We start from the raw sequence: 18301 nt of genomic DNA, 5'->3' as shown, positions 1-18301 counted from the left end.
TGATCGGCGAGGAGACTATTCGTTGATTCAGTGCAAGACGCGGGGCTGGTCATCATGGTCCATCTCGCCTTCGGCGAGCCGGCCGGCCATCTGCACACCCACGTTGAGCATGGCCTTGGCCACTTCCAGGTGATGCCCCTGGAGGAATGCCTTGGCATCAGCGGAGAAGTCCAGCGTCACCAGCGCTTCCTCGTCCTCTGCACGGCGCAGAATAATGCGCCCGTCGGGCAATTCGACTATTTCCAGGAAGGACGTTGTCATCGCTTCATCTCTCCACTAAAGACCGCGCATTGTAACAGCCGCTCGGCTTGGCGCCCTACCCCTTCCGTCACTCAGCACTCCGAGAGACTTTCCCGATAACGGAGCACCAGCGCCTTCAGCTGCTGACGCCAGGACTCCAACTCCTCACGGGACAGGGGTGCTTCCTCCTCATCCAGTACAACCGCCTCGATCAAGGGAAGCGTCGGGTCCACCTTGGCCTTGGCGGGTGCCTGAGGCGGCAGGAAAAGCGCCTGATAGGCCCGCTCGAGAGAGCCCAGCCAGCTCTCGGGCTGCTGGAACAGCTCCACCAGCTCGGCCAGCTCCGGGCTCGGCGAGGCAGACAGCACCTCTGAGCTCAGGATCGCTTCCACATCCGGAGCCCCCGGGTTAGGCATGCGGTAGTAATGGGTGATCTCGTGGCATAGCCCCAGCAAGGCACCGTGAAGGTGGAAAAGCGCAGCCTCCCGCTCCGCCTGGACCTGGGCTTGCGCATTCATCGCACGCCCCTCTTCCGCCTTGCGCCAGTTCTCAAGGCAAAGCCCGGCGAAAAAGAGTTTCTGGTTGGTGCGGGTGTAGGGCTCATGGGCCATGGCACGGACTCCGGATATGCAATCGGCACAGGGCCGAAACGAAGAAGGCCGGACCTGTGGTCCGGCCTTGCCAGTATGCGCGCATGGGAGCCATGCGCGCAGCGGGACTCAACGCTTGTCTTCGACCTTCCACTTGCCGCCGTCGAAGAATGCACGCCAGCCGGTCGGCTTGCCATCCACCTCCGACTGCACGTACTGCTCCTTGGTCTTGCGGCTGAAACGGATGACAGCCGGGCGGCCATCCGGATCTTTTACCGGTGCACTGAGCAGGAAGTGATACTTCGGATCAAGCTCATCCTTGTGCGGAATCAGCTCCAGCACCAGCGGCGCACGGGTTTCGCGATTCTTCGGGAACTGGCTGGCAGCCAGGAAGAGACCCGAGGCACCATCCCGCAGCACATAGCTGTCGTCCACCTTCTCGCACTTGAGTTCCGGCATCTTGATCGGGTCGATCTTCGGCGGCGCGGCCTCACCGTTCTTGAGCAGCTTGCGGGTGTTCTTGCAGCTGGAATTGGTGCAACCGAAGAACTTGCCGAAACGGCCGGTCTTCAGCTGCATCTCGCTGCCGCACTTGTCGCACTCAAGGCTCGGGCCTTCGTAGCCCTTGATGCGGTACTGGCCCTGCTCGATCTCGTAGCCCGCGCAATCGGGGTTGTTGCCGCAGATGTGCAGCTTGCGGCTTTCGTCCAGCAAGTAGGCATCCATCGCCGTGGAGCAGATCGGGCAGCGGTGCTTGCCACGCAGCACACGGGATTCGGACTCACCCTCGTCATCCGCGGCGATCTCGTCGCCCGGTACGAGATTGATGGTGGCCTTGCAGCGCTCCTTCGGCGGCAGCGCATAGCCCGAGCACCCCAGGAAGACGCCCGTGGAGGCTGTACGGATCATCATCGGGCGGCCGCACTCACGGCACGGAATGTCGGTCAGGGTCGGCTGGTTGGCACGCATGCCACTGTCGCTGCCCTCGGCCAGCTCCAGCTTCTTGCGGAAATCACCGTAGAACTCGTCCAGCAGGTTCTTCCAGTCGCGCTCGCCCTGGGCAACGTCGTCCAGGTTCTCTTCCATGCCGGCGGTGAAGCCGTAGTCCATCAGGTTGGCGAAGCTTTCGTTGAGGCGCTCGGTGACGATGTCGCCCATCTTCTCGGAGTAGAAGCGACGGTTGTGCACCGTCACGTAGCCACGCTCCTGGATGGTGGAGATGATCGCCGCGTAGGTGGACGGACGGCCAATGCCACGCTTTTCCAGCTCCTTGACCAGGCTGGCCTCGGAGAAGCGCGCCGGCGGCTTGGTGAAGTGCTGGCTGGGGTCGAGCTTGATCAGCTTGAGCGCCTCGCCTTCCTTCATGTCGGGCAGTACGTCGTCCTCGCCCGGCTTGCTCTGCTGCGGCAGCACACGGGTATAGCCGTCGAACTTGAGGATGCGGCCCTTGGCACGCAGCTCGAAGTTGCCCGCCGCCACGCTGACGCTGGTGGACAGGTACTCGGCAGGCGGCATCTGGCAGGCCACGAACTGGCGCCAAATCAGGTCGTACAGGCGCTCGGCATCACGCTCCATGCCCGACAGCTGGGTCGGCTTGAGGTTGACGTCGGACGGGCGGATGGCTTCGTGAGCCTCCTGGGCGCCTTCCTTGCTCGAATAGAAGTTTGGCTTGGCCGGCAGGTACTTCTCACCGAACTCGCCCTCGATGAAGCCACGCACCATGGTGATGGCGTCGGCAGAAAGGTTGGTCGAGTCGGTACGCATATAGGTGATGTAGCCCGCCTCATAGAGACGCTGGGCCATCATCATGGTCTTCTTCACCCCGAAGCCCAGGCGGTTGCTCGCGGCCTGCTGCAGGGTGGAGGTGATGAACGGCGCGGAGGGACGGCTGGAAGTGGGCTTGTCCTCGCGTTTCTGCACGCTGTAGCTGGAGGCCTTGAGCTTCTCCAGCGCGGCCATGGCCTGGGCTTCGTTCAGCGGCTTGAAAGCCGCGCCGCTCTCCTTGGCCACCTCGAAGCGCACATTGGCGCCCTTGGCGGTACCCAGGTCGGCATGGACCTCCCAGTATTCCTCGGGGACGAAGGCGCGGATCTCGCGCTCGCGCTCCACCACCAGCTTCACGGCCACCGACTGCACGCGACCGGCGGACAGGCCACGGGCGATCTTCTGCCACAGCAGCGGCGAGACCATGTAGCCCACCACGCGGTCGAGGAAGCGACGCGCCTGCTGGGCGTTGACGCGGTTGATGTCCAGCTCGCCGGGCTGGGAGAAGGCCTCCTGGATAGCCTTCTTGGTGATCTCGTTGAACACCACGCGCTTGTAGCGACTGTCGTCACCGCCGATGGATTCCCGCAGGTGCCAGGCGATGGCCTCCCCTTCGCGGTCCAAGTCGGTTGCGAGGTAGATGGTGTCGGCATCCTTGGCCAGGCGGCGCAGTTCGTCGATCACCTTTTCCTTGCCGGGCAGGATCTCGTACTTGGCCTTCCAGCCGTGCTCGGGGTCCACCCCCATGCGCGCGAACAGCTGGCGCTTGGCCTTCTCCTTCGGCGAGAGGGCCGGTGCTTCGGCTGCTGCGGCCTTGCCGCGCTTGACCGGCTCCTTGGTGGCACTTGCCGAACCGCTGGTGGGCAGGTCACGGATGTGGCCGATGCTCGACTTCACCACGTACTGGTTGCCCAGGTACTTGTTGATGGTCTTGGCCTTGGCCGGGGATTCCACGATGACCAGCGATTTGCCCATGGATCGGAAAGTTCCTGAATTCGAGAGATAGATAAACAAAGGCGGGAGCCGCCCCAGGCGGCACCGCTATATATAGTGGCGAAGGAGACAAGGTCAAGTTCGCCGGGGCCGGCGAGTCGACTCAGCGGCGTGGATAGGGATCCGACTCGGCAGTCACGAGGGAGAAGCGCGCGATCTGTTCGCCTTCCACCGTCACCGTGCCGGTGAACATATCCAGCGGACGCACCCAGAGCCCATGTTCGCCGTAGAGCGCCTGGTACACCACCAGCTCCTCTTCGCTCTCCGAGTGCCGAGCGGTTCCGATCACGCGGTACTGCTGCCCCTTGTAGTGGCGATAGAGTCCCGGTTGTACGCTCATGTTCCCCTCAGTGCTCGGTCGACGGCTTGCCAAGGTGCGCATGGTGCCCACTCCGACGGGATATGGCCAGCCTTGGTGAGAAATTGGCGGAAACGAAAACCGGGGCACGAGGCCCCGGTCTTGTCCAGCTTCAGGCTCAGACGCGCTCGAAGATGGTGGTAATGCCCTGGCCGAGGCCCACGCACATGGTGGCCACGCCCAGCTTGCCGTCGTTCTGCTTCATCACGTTCAGCAGGGTGCCGGAGATACGCGCACCGGAGCAGCCGAACGGGTGACCCAGGGCGATGGCGCCGCCGTGCAGGTTGACCTTCTCTTCCATCTTGTCGAGCACTTTCAGGTCCTTCAGCACGGGCAGGGCCTGGGCAGCGAAGGCTTCGTTGAGCTCGATGAAGTCGATGTCAGCCATGGTCAGGCCGGCACGCTTGAGTGCTTTCTGGGTAGACGGCACCGGGCCGTAGCCCATGATCGCCGGGTCGACGCCCGCGACCGCCATGGCACGAACCACGGCCATGGGCTCGATGCCCAGGTCCTTGGCGCGCTGGGCGCTCATCACGATCATGCAGGACGCACCGTCGGTGATCTGCGACGACGTACCGGCAGTCACGGTACCGCCCTTCGGGTTGAACGCCGGCTTCAGGGACGCCAGGCCTTCGAGGGTGGTTTCCGGACGGATGGTTTCGTCGAAGTCGAACACCTTCAGGAAGCCATTCTCGTCATAGCCTTCCATCGGGATGATCTCGTCCTTGAACTTGCCTTCCACAGTGGCCTTGTGGGCCAGCTGGTGGGAGCGCACGCCGAACTGGTCCTGGGCCTCGCGGGTGATGCCGTGCATCTTGCCCAGCATCTCGGCGGTCAGGCCCATCATCCCGGATGCCTTGGCGGCGTACAGGGACAGGTGCGGGTTCGGGTCGACGCCGTGCATCATGCCGACGTGGCCCATGTGCTCCACGCCGCCGATGACGAACACATCGCCGTTGCCGGTCTGGATGGCCTGCACGGCAGTGTGCAGGGCACTCATGGAGGAACCGCACAGGCGGCTGACGGTCTGGCCAGCGCTGGTGTGGGGGATCTGGGTCATCAGCGACGCCATGCGCGCAATGTTCCAGCCCTGTTCCAGGGTCTGGTTCACGCAGCCCCAGATCACGTCTTCAACTTCAGCCGGGTCAACCTTGGGGTTGCGCTCCAGCAGCTTGCTGATCAGGTGGGCCGACATGGTCTCGGCACGGGTGTTGCGGTGCATGCCACCCTTGGAACGACCCATCGGGGTGCGGCCGAAGTCGACAATGACCGCGTCTCTCGGATTCAGGCTCATATTTCTTCTCTCGCTCTGTTCGCTGCGCGATTAACCGAAAAACTTCTGGCCCTTGGCGGCCATCTCACGAAGCTTGGCGGTCGGGTGGTACAGGGCGCCCAGGTCGGCATACTTGTCGGCCAGGGCGACGAACTCGGCTACACCGATGGAATCGATGTAACGCAGCGCACCACCACGGAAGGGGGGGAAGCCGATGCCGTAGATCAGGCCCATGTCGGCCTCGGCTGCGGTTTCGACGATGCCGTCTTCCAGGCAGCGAACGGTTTCCAGGCACAGCGGGATCATCATGAAGTTGATGATGTCCTCATCGGTCAGCTCGCGCTGTTCCTTGATGATCGGCTTGAGGATCTCGTAGGCCTCGGGGTCCTGGACCTTCTTCGGCTTGCCGCGCTTGTCCATTTCGTAGGCGTAGAAGCCCTTGCCGTTCTTCTGGCCCAGGCGGTTGGCTTCGTACATCACGTCGACGGCGGTCTTGCCCTCGACCGCCATGCGGTCCGGGAAGCCTTCTGCCATCACGTCACGGCCGTGGTGGCCGGTGTCGATGCCGACCACGTCGGACAGGTAGGCCGGGCCCATGGGCCAGCCGAACTTCTCCATGATCTTGTCGATGCGGACGAAGTCCACGCCGAACTCCAGCAGCTTGGCGAAGCCACCGAAGTACGGGAACAGCACGCGGTTCACCAGGAAGCCGGGGCAGTCATTCACCACGATGGGGTTCTTGCCCATCTTCTTGGCGTAGGCAACGGTGGTGGCCACGGCCACTTCGCTGGACTTCTCGCCACGGATGACCTCGACCAGCGGCATCATGTGCACCGGGTTGAAGAAGTGCATGCCGACGAAGTTCTCGGGGCGCTTCAGGGCCTGGGCCAGGTAGCTGATGGAGATGGTGGAGGTGTTGGACGCGATGATCGCGTTGTCCTTCACATGATCTTCCACCTCGGCCAGCACGGCGTGCTTGACCTTCGGGTTCTCGACCACGGCCTCGACCACGATGTCGACATGTGCGAAGTCACCGTAGGACATGGTCGGACGGATGGCGTTCAGCGCCTCGGCCATCTTGGCCGGGGTCATGCGGCCTTTCTCGACGCGCTTGCCGAGCAGCTTGGACGCCTCGTTCAGGCCCATCTGGATACCCTCTTCGCGGATATCCTTCATCAGGATCGGAGTGCCCTTGGAAGCGGACTGGTAGGCGATACCGCCACCCATGATGCCGGCGCCGAGTACGGCGGCCAATTTCACGTCCTGGGCGATCTCGTCGTGCTTCTTGGCCTTCTTCTTCAGTTCCTGGTCGTTCAGGAACAGACCGATCAGGCTCTCGGCAACCGAGGTCTTGGCCAGCTTGACGAAGCCGGCGGCCTCGACTTCCAGCGCCTTGTCACGGCCGAAGTTGGCGGCTTTCTGGATGGTCTTGATCGCTTCGACCGGCGCCGGGTAGTTCGGGCCGGCCTGGCCAGCCACGAAGCCCTTGGCGGTCTCGAAGGCCATCATCTGCTCGATGGCGTTCAGCTTGATCTTTTCTAGCTTGGGCTGGCGCTTGGCCTTGTAGTCCAGCTCGCCAGCGATGGCGCGCTTGACCAGGTCCAGGGCGCCTTCCTTCAGCTTGGCCGGAGCGACCACGGCGTCGACGGCACCCACTTTCAGGGCGTCGGCGGCCTTGTTCTCCTTGCCGGAGGCGATCCACTCGATGGCGTTGTCCACGCCGATCAGGCGCGGCAGGCGCACGGTGCCGCCGAAGCCCGGGTAGATGCCCAGCTTGACTTCAGGCAGGCCGATCTTGGCGGTTTCGCTCATCACGCGGTAGTCGGCGGAGAGGCACATCTCCAGGCCGCCGCCCAGGGCGATGCCGTTGATGGCGACGACGGTGGGTACGGCCAGGTCTTCGAAATCGCTGAAGATCTTGTTGGCTTCGAGGTTGCCGGCCACCAGTTCTTCGTCGGGCAGCTTGAAGTTGTCGACGAACTCGGTGATGTCAGCGCCGACGATGAACACGTCCTTGCCGCTGGTGACGATGACGCCCTTGACCGAAGCGTCTGCCTTGATGGCGTCGACGGCCTGGCGCAGTTCGTTCAGGGTAAGACGGTTGAACTTGTTGACGGACTCACCCTTGAGATCGAACTGCAGTTCGACGATGCCGCCCTCAAGAGCCTTAACCGTGATGGCTTTACCTTCGTAAATCATCAACTGATCTCCACGGTATGGAAGCTGAACAGTACACATCGGAGCCAACCGGCGAACCGGCCCTGGGCTGGGCCCTGGGTCAAGTCCGATTCGGTCCGGCACACCCACCGACGCGATATCGGGTCGTGGTCATTGGAGCGCGCCCACCAGGCAAACGCTCAATTCATACGCCCGTTTGATTTGGGTGCGCACACATTCACGGAAAAGTCCTCCGTTGTCAATTGCGCTTCGTGACCGCCCAGCCACGCCCAAACCGCTCTGTAACCGGCGCTTCAAGCGATGCGGCAGACTGCCGAAACCACTATGCACGGAGCTTATGTCATTGCATCAGAAAGTCGATGGAAGGCCACTCCAGCAGCTGCCGGAGCACGCTAGCCAAAGGCCAGCCATGAAGAGTAGAGTCCCGTGGCACGGCCGGGACAGGCCGAATAAAAACAACAAACACGCCCCCAGGGGCACACGGAGTAGCACCATGACGAGCCGCACGCTTGCCGTACTGCTAGGCACCCTCCTTTCCTTCTTCTGCCTGGTTTCCCCGAGCCAGGCGGCCGACCCCGGCACCACCCTCCTCAAGCTTCACCAGATGCGCCTGGCCGCCCTGAAAAGCCTGGGCGACTTCTACATGTACAACGGCATGGAAGGCGACCAGCGCTACGCCCGGATGATCGACGAGTCCGTGCAGGAAGCCGATGCGCGCATGAAGGAACTCAAGGACATCCAAGGCGACGCCTCGAAGGCCCTGCACACCCAGCTGCAACAGCAGTGGAAGGACTATTCCAGTGAACTCGGCGGCCTGGTCACCGCCCTGCGCACCAAGGGCTTCACCGACCTGCAGCCCGTCGCCGACATGACGGCGCGCAACCAGAAGCTGATCGCACTGGCCGGCGAGCTCTATGACCGCATCCAGCAGGAGAGCAACTTCGTCGTTCCTCCGCTCACCCAGCAAAGCCGCCAGCAGAGCCTGCTGATGCAGACCATCGCCGTCGACTACGCCTCGCGCAGTGCGTCCGTAGGGGCTTCATTCTTCGGCGGTGGAGAGGGCAAGGCCATCGACGAACTGGCCAGGGACTTTGCCGGTCAGCTCACCGCACTGGCACAGCAGCCCAGGAACACCCCGCAGATCAGCCAGGCGCTGACCAGCATCGGCACCAAGTGGCGCTACATCGAGCGCTCGCTGCAGAACTACAACGAGAACAGCGTGCCGTTCCTCATCAACAAGTACTCGGACAGCATCATCGAAGGCCTCGAAGGCGTGTCCGCCCAGTACGCCACGGCCCAGCTCTGAGCCGCCCTGCTCGCTGCGCGTCAGGCGATGGCGCGCAGCACCTCGGCGATGCGCTGGAGGTCCTCCGCCGTACCCCGCTCACCCCAGTACAGCGCCACCATCTGCGGCGTGGTCTCGATCTTGTAGACATCGGCAGGCAACCCCGCGAAACACCCGAGCAATACAGGGTCTTCCAACGGCTCGCGCCACTGGTTGACCCACTGCCCGGGTGCCACCTGCCAATAGGTCCATGCACCCTCGGCCCCACGGCGGCGGGCACGGTGGAACTGTGCACAGGAGGCCGGCGGCTCGACCGGCAGCCAGTGCGGCCATTCCTGCCGCGCCAACTGCATCGCCAGCCCCATGCGCCGGGCCTGCATACGCAGGTCCATGCGCCCGCGCTGCCCCTTGGAAGGCAACAGCCAGACCAGCGGACTGAGCACAGCGAGCAGGAGAAACACCACCAACCACAGGGTCATAACTGCATTCCCATGATGAAAATCATGCCGGCACGCCCCCATGGCGGCCATACTTCATGCCAGGTGCAACCTTAAGGAGGAGTCACCCCATGCCCTACCAGCACATCCTGGTCGCCATCGACCTCACCGACGAATGCCACCCCGTCGTGCGCCGCGCGCAGGCCCTGGCTCAAGCCTCCCAGGCCCGACTGTCCCTGGTGCACATCGTCGAGCCCATGGCCATGGCCTTCGGCGGCGATGTCCCCATGGACCTCTCCATGCTGCAGCAGCAGCAGTTCGAACAGGCCCGCGAGCGCCTCGACGGCTTCGCCGGCCTCTACCCCGAGATCAGCGCCGAGCAACGCCACCTGACCTACGGCCAGCCCCGCCAGGAGATCCACCGGCTGGCCGAAGAGCAGGGCTGCGACCTGATCGTGGTCGGCAGCCATGGCCGCCACGGCCTGGCCCTGCTGCTGGGCTCCACCGCCAACGACGTCCTCCACGGCGCGCCTTGCGACGTGCTCGCGGTGCGTCTCAACAAATCAGAGAAATAACGCGGCTGCCGACGAAGGCCTACATGAAGCCTTCGTCGGCACTCATCACCAGAGGACGGATCTTCTGCAGCTGCGTTTCCAGCGAGTAGGTCATGCTGGACGCCATGGAGAAAAAGGTCAGGAAGGCCTTGAGGTTCGAATCCCCTTCGCACACGTCATGGATGCGCTGCCAGAACGCCTGGTTCACCAGCTGCAATTGCTGGAACAGCCTCACCAGCCCCTTCAGCTCCCAGTCGGCATGTCGCCCTTCACGCATGTTGAAGTACTGCCGCGCCAGGTAGAGCGACACCGCCCTCAGGATGAACTCCTGGTTGCTGGCGAACGGCAGGTGCTGCTGGGCCATCGGCTTGAGACGCCCCAGGACCGGGCAGGCACTGGAGGCCATGATCACTCCCAGCAGCGCCCGCAAGCCCTCTTCCAGGCCGACGTGCTTGGTGTACTCGCGCTCCGGCGTGCGCACCATGAACACCGCCTTCTTGAAGGCCGGCAGGCCGTGGAAGTCCTCGATCACCCGGTGCAGGTCGACGGCTGCCGGGCAATGGCTGAAGCGATCACGTGAGAGCGGGCAATTGCTGCACTGGTTGAAATCCAGGCGCGTCCACTTCGGCGCCGTCGCCGCGCGCTCCTGGTCATATTCCCGGTCCAGCTCGATGCGATAGCTGAACTCGTGTTCATCGTCCAGCGTGATGCGGTACTCGACAGCCATGGGCTCTCCGACTCAAACAGACATCAATCTTCCAGTTCGGCCCAGCGCTCCAGCAGGCGGTCCAGTTCCTGCTGCTGCTGCTCGAAACGCTCCAGTACCGCGCGGGTCTGCTCTGCGGGGCGCTGGTAGAACGCCGGGTCGGAAATCTCCTGCTGGACGGCCTCCATCTCGGCCTCCAGGGCCTCGATCTGCCCGGGAAGGGCTTCGAGCTCACGCTGCAATTTGTAGCTGAGTTTCTTCTTCGGCGCCTCGCCGGCCGGCTTCTCGGCCGCCTGCGCAGGTGCCTCGGCGACGGCCGGCGATTCGGCACGGGGCTCAGCCTTGGCACTGCGCCCCTCGCCCACGCCCAGCAGGCGTGGCGAACCACCCTGGCGCAGCCAGTCCTGGTAGCCGCCGACGTACTCGCGCACCCGGCCTTCACCCTCGAACACCAGGGTGCTGGTCACCACGTTGTCGAGGAAGGCCCGGTCGTGGCTGACCATCAGCACGGTGCCCGGGAACTCCAGCAGCACCTCTTCCAGCAGCTCCAGGGTTTCCACGTCGAGGTCGTTGGTCGGTTCGTCCAGCACCAGCAGGTTGGCCGGCTTGCTGAACAGCTTGGCCAGCAACAGGCGCGCACGCTCGCCGCCGGACAGTGCCTTGACCGGCGTACGCGCGCGCTGCGGGCTGAAGAGGAAATCGCCGAGGTAGCTGAGGACATGGCGGTTCTGTCCGCCCACGGTAATGAACTCGCGCCCTTCGGCGAGGTTGTCGATCACCGTTTTCTCCGGCTCCAGCGCATGGCGCAGCTGGTCGAAGTAGGCCACCTCCAGCTTGGTACCGACCTCGATGCTGCCCTGGGTCGGCTGCAGGTCACCCAGCAGCAGCTTGAGCAGCGTGGTCTTGCCGGTGCCGTTGGCGCCCAGCAGGCCGATACGGTCGCCACGCTGCAGCACCATGGAGAAGTCGCGGATCAGCAGTTCGCCGCCCGGGTGGGCGAAACCCACGTTCTCCACCACGATCACCTGCTTGCCGGACTTGTCCGCCGTCTCCAGCTGGAAGGTCGCGCGCCCCTGCCGCTCACGGCGTTCGGCACGCTCCATGCGCATCGCCTTGAGCGCACGCACACGGCCCTCGTTACGGGTCCGCCGGGCCTTGATGCCCTGGCGGATCCACACCTCTTCCTGGGCCAGGCGCTTGTCGAACAGCGCATTGGCGGTCTCTTCCGCCGCCAGCTGCTGCTCCTTGTGCACCAGGAAGCTGGCGTAGTCGCCGTTCCAGTCGATCAGGTTGCCGCGGTCCAGTTCGAGGATGCGGGTCGCCAGGTTCTGCAGGAAGGAACGGTCGTGGGTGATGAACAGCACCGCGCCACCGAAGCCCGACAGGGCCTCTTCCAGCCAGGCGATGGCACCGATGTCCAGGTGGTTGGTGGGCTCGTCCAGCAGCAGCAGGTCCGGTTCGGAAACCAGCGCCTGGGCCAGCAGCACGCGGCGGCGCCAACCACCGGAGAGTTCCGCCAGGGTCTTGTCCGCCGGCAGCTGCAGGCGGCTCAGGGTACTGTCCACCAGTTGCTGCAGGCGCCAACCGTCCTTCGCCTCCAGCTCCTGCTGGACATGGGTCAGGCGCTCCAGGTCGTGCTCGTCGCGGATGTTCTGGCTCAGGTGGTGGTACTGGGCCAGCAACTCGCCAACGCCAGCCAGGCCCTCGGCCACCACGTCGAACACCGTGCGTTCGTCGGCACGGGGCAGCTCCTGGGGCAGTTCGCCGATCTTCAGCGCCGGAGCCCGCCAGATCTCGCCGTCGTCCGCGTGCTGCTCGCCCTTCACCAGGCGCAGCATGCTGGACTTGCCGGTGCCGTTGCGGCCGATCACGCAGACCCGCTCGCCCCGGGCGATCTGCCACGACACCTTGTCCAGCAACGGCATGGCGCCATAGGCAAGGGAAACATCGCTGAACTTGAGCAGGGTCATGGGGGCCTCCGAAAGATGGGCGCGCATTCTACCCCGATTGGTCATCGCCACGGCCGCCATTTTTTCATCATGTTTCCCCCCTCCGACGAGACTCCACCTGCACCCGGCAAACGGCTAAGCTACGCACCTCCGGTGGCCCCGTGGCCGTCGCCCACTACGTTTTCTCTACCCGGAAGTGTCATGCGCGGTCGTCTGCTCAGCCTGTTCTCCTGCCTGCTTCTCACCACCCTCACGCTCGACGCGGCCCACGCGGTGCCCCTCGCCCAGCAGCGGCAGATGTACGACGAGGCCAAGCGCGCCCTGGCCAAGGGCGACAGCGGCCCGTACAAACGCTACGCCAGCGCGCTGGCCGACTACCCGCTGGAGCCGCACCTGGCCTACGACGAGCTGACCGCCCGCCTGAAATGGGCCAGCAACGAGGAAATCGAGAAATTCCTCGCCGAGCATGGCGACCTGCCCCAGTCCAACTGGATGCGCCTGCGCTGGCTACGCTGGCTCGCCGAGCGCGGCGACTGGAAGACCTTCGTCAACCACTACGACCCCAAGATGAACTTCACCGAACTGGACTGCCTCTACGGCCAGTACCAGCTCAAGCACGGCCTCAAGGCCGAAGGCCACAAGACCGCCGAGAAGCTCTGGCTGGTGGGCAAGTCCCAGCCCGAGGCCTGCGACGTGCTGTTCGAACTCTGGCGCGCTGACGGCCAGATGACCGAACAGATGCGCTGGCGCCGCGCCAAGCTGGCGGCCGAAGCCCGCAACTACGGCCTGGCCAGCTTCCTGGCCAAGAGCCTGCCGAGCCTGTCCACCCAGGGCAAATTGCTGGTGGACGTCGCCCAGAACCCGCAACTGCTCAGCCAGACCGCCCGCTTCAGCCCCGCCGACCGTGCCATGGCCGACGTGGTCGGGCTCGGCCTGCGCCGCCTGGCCCGCCAGGACCCGGACAAGGCCACCACCCTGCTGGACGCCTACGCCGCCCGCATGCCCTTCTCCAGCGAGGAGAAGGTCGCCATCGCCCGGGAGATCGGCCTGGCACTGGCCAAGCGCTTCGACGCCCGCGCCCTGCAGCTGATGACCCAGTACGACCCCAAGCTGCGTGACGACACCGTTAGCGAGTGGCGCGCGCGCCTGCTGCTGCGCCTGGGCCGCTGGCAGGACGCCTACCAGCTGACCCGGCAGATGCCGCCATCGCTGGCTAGCACCAACCGCTGGCGCTACTGGCAGGCCCGCAGCCTGCAGCTGGCACAGCCGCAGAGCGCCGAAGCCACCCGCCTCATGCAGCCCCTGGCCCGCGAGCGTGACTTCTACGGTTTCCTCGCCGCCGACCGCATCCAGGTGCCGTACCAGCTCAACAACAAGCCGATGGCCATCGACCCCAAGGTGATGCAGAAGGTGCACAACACCGCCGGCATCCGCCGGGCCATGGAGTTCCATGACCGCGGCGAGATCGTCGACGGCCGCCGCGAGTGGTACTACGTCAGCCGCCTGTTCAGCCGCGAGGAACTGGTCGCCCAGGCCAAGCTCGCCTACGACATGGAGTGGTACTTCCCGGCTATCCGCACCATCAGCCAGGCCCAGTACTGGGACGACCTGGACATCCGCTTCCCCATGGCCCACCGCAGCACCCTCACCCAGCAGGCCAAGGTGCGCGGGCTGCATTCCAGCTGGGTGTTCGCCATCACCCGCCAGGAAAGCGCCTTCATGGCCGACGCCCGCTCCGGCGTGGGCGCCATGGGCCTGATGCAACTGATGCCCGGCACCGCCAAGGAGACCGCGCGCAAGTTCGGAATCCCCCTCGCCTCGCCCCAGCAGGCGCTCAATCCGGACGTGAACATCCAGCTCGGTGCCGCCTACCTGAGCCAGGTACACGGCCAGTTCAACGGCAACCGCGTGCTCGCCTCCGCCGCCTACAACGCCGGCCCCGGCCGCGTGCGCCAGTGGCTCAAGGGCGCCAACCACCTGGCATTCGACGTCTGGGTGGAGAGCATCCCCTTCGACGAGACCCGCCAGTACGTGCAGAACGTCCTGTCCTACTCGGTCATCTACGGCAAGAAGCTCAACGCCCCGCAGCCCCTGGTTGACTGGCACGAGCGCTTCTTCGACGACCAGTGATCCCCTCCTGAAACAAGACGGGCGCCCATCGGCGCCCGTCTCGTTTCATCGTCCTGCTGCAGCGGGGTCAGCCCCTCACTTCCAGCACCTCCACCGCCATCCCCACCTCCAGGGTGCCGCTGCTGCGGTTGATCAGGTTCTGCCCGAAGAACACCTCGCCCTCCCGCTCCCGATAGGTCTTCAGGGTGGTCAGTGGTTCCCGGTCGGCACTGCGCTCGCCGGTGGCCGGGTCGATGGTGGTGAGGATGCAACGGCTGCAGCCCTTGGCAACGCTGAACTCCACGCCGCCGATGCGGATGCGCTTCCAGCTGTCCTCGGCATAGGGTTCGCTGCCCTCCACCACCAGGTTCGGGCGGAAGCGCAGCATCTCCAGCGGACGACCGACCCGGGCCGAGAGGTCATCGAGGGAGGCCTGGCCGATCAGCAGCAGCGGGTAGCCGTCGGCAAAACCCACCTTCTCTTCCGGCAGCAGGCTGCCCGGAATGTCCCGGGCACGCTCGGCCGGCACGTGCACCAGGCGGCACGGCTTGCCGATGAAGCGGCTCAGCCACTCGGCCGCCTCATCGCCGGCATCCGGCACCCGCATCGCATCGCTCCAGATCAGCGCGCTGCGCAACTCCGCCTCGGCCCCCGGCAGGGGCACCTCCAGTTCCGGCAGGCCGGCGGCACGCAGGCTCAGGCCACCCGTGGCGTTCCAGCGGGCGCTGAGCTGGGACATCTGCGGCAGTGCACGCTGGGTGAGGAAGCGCCCGTTGCTGGCGTCCACCAGCATCCAGCGGCGATCACCGGCCAGGCCGAGGCCGTCCAGCTCGGCGCGCACGAGGGGCTCGCCGATGGCGGATTTCATGGGGTAGCGATACAGGGCGGTGAGACGCAGCATGGGCCAGCTTCCATCAGGCGGTCGGAAGCGTCCCTTATACGGAATCGGCGACGGGCGGCCAAGCCCGTCGCCCGGCGGTCAGTTGCCCTTGCTCAGGCGGTCCGCCACCACGTCGACCAGCTTGTCGGGCTGGAACTTGGAGAGGAAGTTGTCGCAGCCCACCTTCTTCACCATGGCGTCGTTGAAGCTGCCGGACAGCGAAGTGTGCATCACCACATAGAGGTCACGCAGGCGCGGGTCGTTGCGGATCTCGGTGGTCAGGCGATAGCCGTCCATCTCCGGCATCTCGGCATCGGTGAAGATCATCAGCAGCTTGTCGGTCATCACCTCGCCGGAATCCGCCCACTTCTTCAGCAGGTTGAGGGCCTTCAGGCCGTCACTGGCGGCATGGGTGCGGATGCCCAGCTGGGACAGCGTCTCGCGCAACTGGGTCAGGGCGACGTTGGAGTCGTCCACCAGCAGCACTTCGCGGCCACGGGCGCGCTCCAGCAGCGGGTTGCCCAGGCGCTCCTCCGAAACGCGGGTGCTCATGGGCACGATCTCGGCCAGCACCTTCTCCACGTCGATGATCTCGACGATCTGGTCCTCCACCTTGGTGATCGCCGTCAGGTAGTGCTGGCGGCCGGCCCCACCGGGCGGCGGCTGGATGGACTCCCAGTTGAGGTTGAGGATGCGGTCCACGCCCCCCACCAGGAAGGCCTGCACCGAGCGGTTGTACTCGGTGACGATGATGGTGCTGTTCTGGTCCGGCACCAGCGCGCGCATGCCGATGGCGCGTGACAGGTCGATCACCGGCAGCGTATGGCCGCGCAGATTGACCACGCCGCAGACGTAGGGATGGCGCTGGGGAATCAGGGTCAGCTTGGGCAGTTGCAGGACTTCCTGCACCTTGAACACGTTGATGGCGAACAGCTGACGGCCCACCAGTCGGAACATGAGGATTTCCAGGCGGTTCTCACCCACCAGTTGGGTGCGCTGGTCGACTGTGTCGAGAATACCGGCCATTGCATGCTCCTGTAGAAAATTCCAGCCGGGCTGCGGCTGCTTCACCTTATCGGCAGGGTGATGGGATAACTGTAGCCGTCATGGCGGGGAGCCATCATGCACCACCCCGGCGCACCACACCAGAAGGCGGCTCACGGCACGGCAGCCTGTAGCAGCGGCGAACCCTCCGGCAGATGTAAGCGTAGTGCGTTACGGCGTGCACTGAAGCGAACCTGCCGACATTCCAGCGGCTCGCCGTCCAGATTCACATCCAGCCCCTCCGGCGCCTCCACCTCCACCCAGGGCAGACGGGCGGTCACGGACACCGCCTCCAGGCCTCGCATGCCGCCCGACAGCAGCGTCCCCAGGGTGCCCACCACGTCCTGCGGCGCCGGCACGATGCACAGGTCGAGCAGGCCGTCGTCCACCCGCGCATGGGGGCAGAGCACGTGCCCGCCGCCCGCCTGGCTGCCGTTGCCGATGCCCAGGGCGAGGAACTCCCCCTCCCAGGCGAAATCAGGCCCACGGAAGCGCCCGAAGGCGGCATGCACCTCCGAGAAGCGCGTCAGCCCGGTGAGCAGGTAGGCCGCCCCGCCGAGCACCTTCTTCAGGTCCTCCGAGGTGTTGGCCGTGACCTTGGAACCGAAGCCGCCGGTCGCCATGTTGAGGAACAGCCGCCCGTCGGCTTCCCCCAGGTCGATGGCCCGGGCCGGCACGTCCAGCAGCGCCAGCGCCTCACCGGGCACCAGCGGCACCCCGGCTGCGCGAGCGAAGTCGTTGGCGGTGCCCAGGGGCAGCAGGGCCAGGCTGGCGTCCTCGCCCGACAGGGCAATGGCCTCGGCCACGTCCCGCAGGGTGCCGTCGCCGCCCCCGGCCACCAGGGTGCGGTAGCCGGCCGCCAGGGCCTCGTCCACCAGCCGGCGGGCATCGCCGCCTTCCCAGGTCACCCGCACCGCCAGCTCCCAGCCCGCCTCACGGCGGGCCATCACCGCCGCGCGAACCTCTTCGTTCATGGCCTGCTTGCCATGCAGCACCAACACCGCCTTGCGTTCAGTCATCAATCGCTCCACGCCGGGAATGGGCCCGAGTATAGGCACGCACCCAGAGAAAAAGTGAAAAGGCCTGTCAGCCAAACCCAAAACAACCATCGAACACATCGATAGCTGGAACCCAGAAATCCCGCTTCTTCACCGCCTTCAGTCGATGGATCATGGCCACCATTGCACCGGGGAGCCCAACCCACCCCGGCCCGACAGGAGATTCCCATGATCGACGTACGCCCCTTCCAGCAACTCGGCGCCGCCCAGCATGGCTGGCTGAATGCCCGTCACCACTTCTCCTTCGCCGAGTACCACGACCCGGCGCGGATGAACTGGGGCCAGCTGCGGGTGTGGAACGACGACGAGATCGCCCCGCACTCCGGCTTCCCGCCGCACCCGCACCGGGACATGGAGATCATCACCTACGTCCGTGACGGCGCCATCACCCACCAGGACAACCTCGGCAACAAGGGCCGCACCGTGGCCGGCGACGTGCAGGTGATGAGCGCAGGCACCGGCATCGCCCACTCCGAATACAACCTGGAGGACGAGACCACCCGCATCTTTCAGATCTGGATCATGCCCACCGAGTTCGGTACGGCGCCGTCCTGGGGTACCCGACCGTTTCCCAAGGAGGAGCGCGCCGGCACCTTCGTCACCCTCGCCAGCGGTATCGACGAAGGCGGCGATGCCCTGTACATCCGCGCCAATGCCCGACTGGTAGCCGCCACGATCAAGGCCGGCCAGACCGCCGAGTACCACCTCGAACCCGGCCGCAAGGCCTATCTGGTGGCGGCCCAGGGTCGCTACGAAGTGAACGGCATCCCCGCCCAGGCCCGGGACGGCGTCGCCGTGAAGGATGAAACGCACCTGTCCTTCAGCGCCCAGGAAGACACCGAGATCGTGCTGGTGGACGTGGCCTGACCCGAAGCAGAACGCC

General features: G+C 65.1%; 16 protein-coding genes. 4 read left to right on the top strand and 12 right to left on the bottom strand.

From position 1 onward, the window contains the following. Positions 1-27: 27 nt before the first annotated feature. From RTK35_RS21550 to fadB, 6 genes are all read right to left on the bottom strand, one after another. A complete protein-coding gene (locus RTK35_RS21550) occupies positions 28-261 on the bottom strand; it encodes a hypothetical protein (RefSeq protein WP_044405053.1) in 234 nt (77 codons plus the stop codon). A 71-nt stretch (positions 262-332) separates the two neighbouring features. After that, the gene (locus RTK35_RS21545) at positions 333-851 is read right to left on the bottom strand and encodes a DUF6586 family protein (RefSeq protein ID WP_160481171.1); all 519 of its coding nucleotides are present in this window, start codon (positions 849-851) and stop codon (positions 333-335) included. A gap of 108 nt (positions 852-959) precedes the next feature. After that, the gene (gene topA, locus RTK35_RS21540; protein ID WP_316908954.1) at positions 960-3569 is read right to left on the bottom strand and encodes a type I DNA topoisomerase; all 2610 of its coding nucleotides are present in this window, start codon (positions 3567-3569) and stop codon (positions 960-962) included. Positions 3570-3690: 121 nt separating this feature from the next. Then, a complete protein-coding gene (locus RTK35_RS21535) occupies positions 3691-3927 on the bottom strand; it encodes a DUF1653 domain-containing protein (RefSeq protein ID WP_316908953.1) in 237 nt (78 codons plus the stop codon). 136 nt (positions 3928-4063) lie between these two features. After that, complete coding sequence (fadA, locus tag RTK35_RS21530; protein WP_044405065.1) at positions 4064-5239, bottom strand: acetyl-CoA C-acyltransferase FadA; 1176 nt, start codon at positions 5237-5239, stop codon at positions 4064-4066. Positions 5240-5269: 30 nt separating this feature from the next. Then, complete coding sequence (fadB, locus tag RTK35_RS21525) at positions 5270-7417, bottom strand: fatty acid oxidation complex subunit alpha FadB (protein WP_316908952.1); 2148 nt, start codon at positions 7415-7417, stop codon at positions 5270-5272. A 472-nt stretch (positions 7418-7889) separates the two neighbouring features. Here fadB and RTK35_RS21520 point away from each other — a divergent pair, with 472 nt between their 5' ends. Then, positions 7890-8702, top strand: a complete 813-nt coding sequence (locus tag RTK35_RS21520; RefSeq protein ID WP_074968597.1) for a hypothetical protein — start codon at positions 7890-7892, stop codon at positions 8700-8702. A 20-nt stretch (positions 8703-8722) separates the two neighbouring features. Here RTK35_RS21520 and RTK35_RS21515 read toward each other — a convergent pair whose 3' ends face one another. Then, positions 8723-9160 carry a hypothetical protein gene (locus tag RTK35_RS21515; RefSeq protein ID WP_160481173.1) on the bottom strand — a complete coding sequence of 146 codons (438 nt, stop codon included), beginning with the start codon at positions 9158-9160 and terminating at the stop codon, positions 8723-8725. A gap of 89 nt (positions 9161-9249) precedes the next feature. Here RTK35_RS21515 and RTK35_RS21510 point away from each other — a divergent pair, with 89 nt between their 5' ends. Then, positions 9250-9693 (top strand): universal stress protein, encoded by a 444-nt coding sequence (locus RTK35_RS21510; RefSeq protein WP_044405078.1) that lies wholly within the window; start codon positions 9250-9252, stop codon positions 9691-9693. A 19-nt stretch (positions 9694-9712) separates the two neighbouring features. Here the strand turns inward: RTK35_RS21510 and RTK35_RS21505 are convergent, their stop codons facing one another. Then, on the bottom strand, positions 9713-10399 hold the full coding sequence (locus RTK35_RS21505) for a DUF6901 family protein (protein WP_044405081.1): 687 nt from the start codon (positions 10397-10399) through the stop codon (positions 9713-9715). Positions 10400-10422: 23 nt separating this feature from the next. Then, entirely contained in the window at positions 10423-12348 is a 1926-nt protein-coding gene (locus tag RTK35_RS21500) for an ATP-binding cassette domain-containing protein (protein ID WP_107328884.1), read from the bottom strand. 180 nt (positions 12349-12528) lie between these two features. Here RTK35_RS21500 and RTK35_RS21495 point away from each other — a divergent pair, with 180 nt between their 5' ends. Further along, positions 12529-14457: a transglycosylase SLT domain-containing protein gene (locus RTK35_RS21495; protein WP_316908951.1), complete on the top strand. Its 1929-nt coding sequence runs from the start codon at positions 12529-12531 to the stop codon at positions 14455-14457. Between the two features lie 67 nt (positions 14458-14524). Here the strand turns inward: RTK35_RS21495 and RTK35_RS21490 are convergent, their stop codons facing one another. The 3 genes from RTK35_RS21490 to yegS form a co-directional block, all read right to left on the bottom strand. Then, positions 14525-15337 (bottom strand): MOSC domain-containing protein, encoded by an 813-nt coding sequence (locus RTK35_RS21490; protein WP_316908950.1) that lies wholly within the window; start codon positions 15335-15337, stop codon positions 14525-14527. A gap of 78 nt (positions 15338-15415) precedes the next feature. Next, complete coding sequence (locus RTK35_RS21485; RefSeq protein WP_044405093.1) at positions 15416-16342, bottom strand: chemotaxis protein CheV; 927 nt, start codon at positions 16340-16342, stop codon at positions 15416-15418. 131 nt (positions 16343-16473) lie between these two features. Next, entirely contained in the window at positions 16474-17379 is a 906-nt protein-coding gene (gene yegS, locus RTK35_RS21480) for a lipid kinase YegS (RefSeq protein WP_160481176.1), read from the bottom strand. A gap of 207 nt (positions 17380-17586) precedes the next feature. Between yegS and RTK35_RS21475 the strand changes: the two genes are divergently transcribed. Next, positions 17587-18285 carry a pirin family protein gene (locus RTK35_RS21475; protein ID WP_316908949.1) on the top strand — a complete coding sequence of 233 codons (699 nt, stop codon included), beginning with the start codon at positions 17587-17589 and terminating at the stop codon, positions 18283-18285. Positions 18286-18301: the final 16 nt, after the last annotated feature.

The organism is Pseudomonas sp. zfem003 (assembly GCF_032621675.1).
Taxonomy (GTDB): Bacteria; Pseudomonadota; Gammaproteobacteria; order Pseudomonadales; family Pseudomonadaceae; genus Metapseudomonas; species Metapseudomonas otitidis.
This window is presented reverse-complemented; position numbering and strand designations above follow the sequence as displayed.

What these genes read in the sequence shown, in the direction of transcription:
- RTK35_RS21550 (WP_044405053.1), bottom strand. Translation starts at nt 261, where the DNA reads ATGACAACGTCCTTCCTGGAAATAGTCGAATTGCCCGACGGGCGCATT.
- RTK35_RS21545 (WP_160481171.1), bottom strand. Translation starts at nt 851, where the DNA reads ATGGCCCATGAGCCCTACACCCGCACCAACCAGAAACTCTTTTTCGCC.
- topA (WP_316908954.1), bottom strand. Translation starts at nt 3,569, where the DNA reads ATGGGCAAATCGCTGGTCATCGTGGAATCCCCGGCCAAGGCCAAGACC.
- RTK35_RS21535 (WP_316908953.1), bottom strand. Translation starts at nt 3,927, where the DNA reads ATGAGCGTACAACCGGGACTCTATCGCCACTACAAGGGGCAGCAGTAC.
- fadA (WP_044405065.1), bottom strand. Translation starts at nt 5,239, where the DNA reads ATGAGCCTGAATCCGAGAGACGCGGTCATTGTCGACTTCGGCCGCACC.
- fadB (WP_316908952.1), bottom strand. Translation starts at nt 7,417, where the DNA reads ATGATTTACGAAGGTAAAGCCATCACGGTTAAGGCTCTTGAGGGCGGC.
- RTK35_RS21520 (WP_074968597.1), top strand. Translation starts at nt 7,890, where the DNA reads ATGACGAGCCGCACGCTTGCCGTACTGCTAGGCACCCTCCTTTCCTTC.
- RTK35_RS21515 (WP_160481173.1), bottom strand. Translation starts at nt 9,160, where the DNA reads ATGACCCTGTGGTTGGTGGTGTTTCTCCTGCTCGCTGTGCTCAGTCCG.
- RTK35_RS21510 (WP_044405078.1), top strand. Translation starts at nt 9,250, where the DNA reads ATGCCCTACCAGCACATCCTGGTCGCCATCGACCTCACCGACGAATGC.
- RTK35_RS21505 (WP_044405081.1), bottom strand. Translation starts at nt 10,399, where the DNA reads ATGGCTGTCGAGTACCGCATCACGCTGGACGATGAACACGAGTTCAGC.
- RTK35_RS21500 (WP_107328884.1), bottom strand. Translation starts at nt 12,348, where the DNA reads ATGACCCTGCTCAAGTTCAGCGATGTTTCCCTTGCCTATGGCGCCATG.
- RTK35_RS21495 (WP_316908951.1), top strand. Translation starts at nt 12,529, where the DNA reads ATGCGCGGTCGTCTGCTCAGCCTGTTCTCCTGCCTGCTTCTCACCACC.
- RTK35_RS21490 (WP_316908950.1), bottom strand. Translation starts at nt 15,337, where the DNA reads ATGCTGCGTCTCACCGCCCTGTATCGCTACCCCATGAAATCCGCCATC.
- RTK35_RS21485 (WP_044405093.1), bottom strand. Translation starts at nt 16,342, where the DNA reads ATGGCCGGTATTCTCGACACAGTCGACCAGCGCACCCAACTGGTGGGT.
- yegS (WP_160481176.1), bottom strand. Translation starts at nt 17,379, where the DNA reads ATGACTGAACGCAAGGCGGTGTTGGTGCTGCATGGCAAGCAGGCCATG.
- RTK35_RS21475 (WP_316908949.1), top strand. Translation starts at nt 17,587, where the DNA reads ATGATCGACGTACGCCCCTTCCAGCAACTCGGCGCCGCCCAGCATGGC.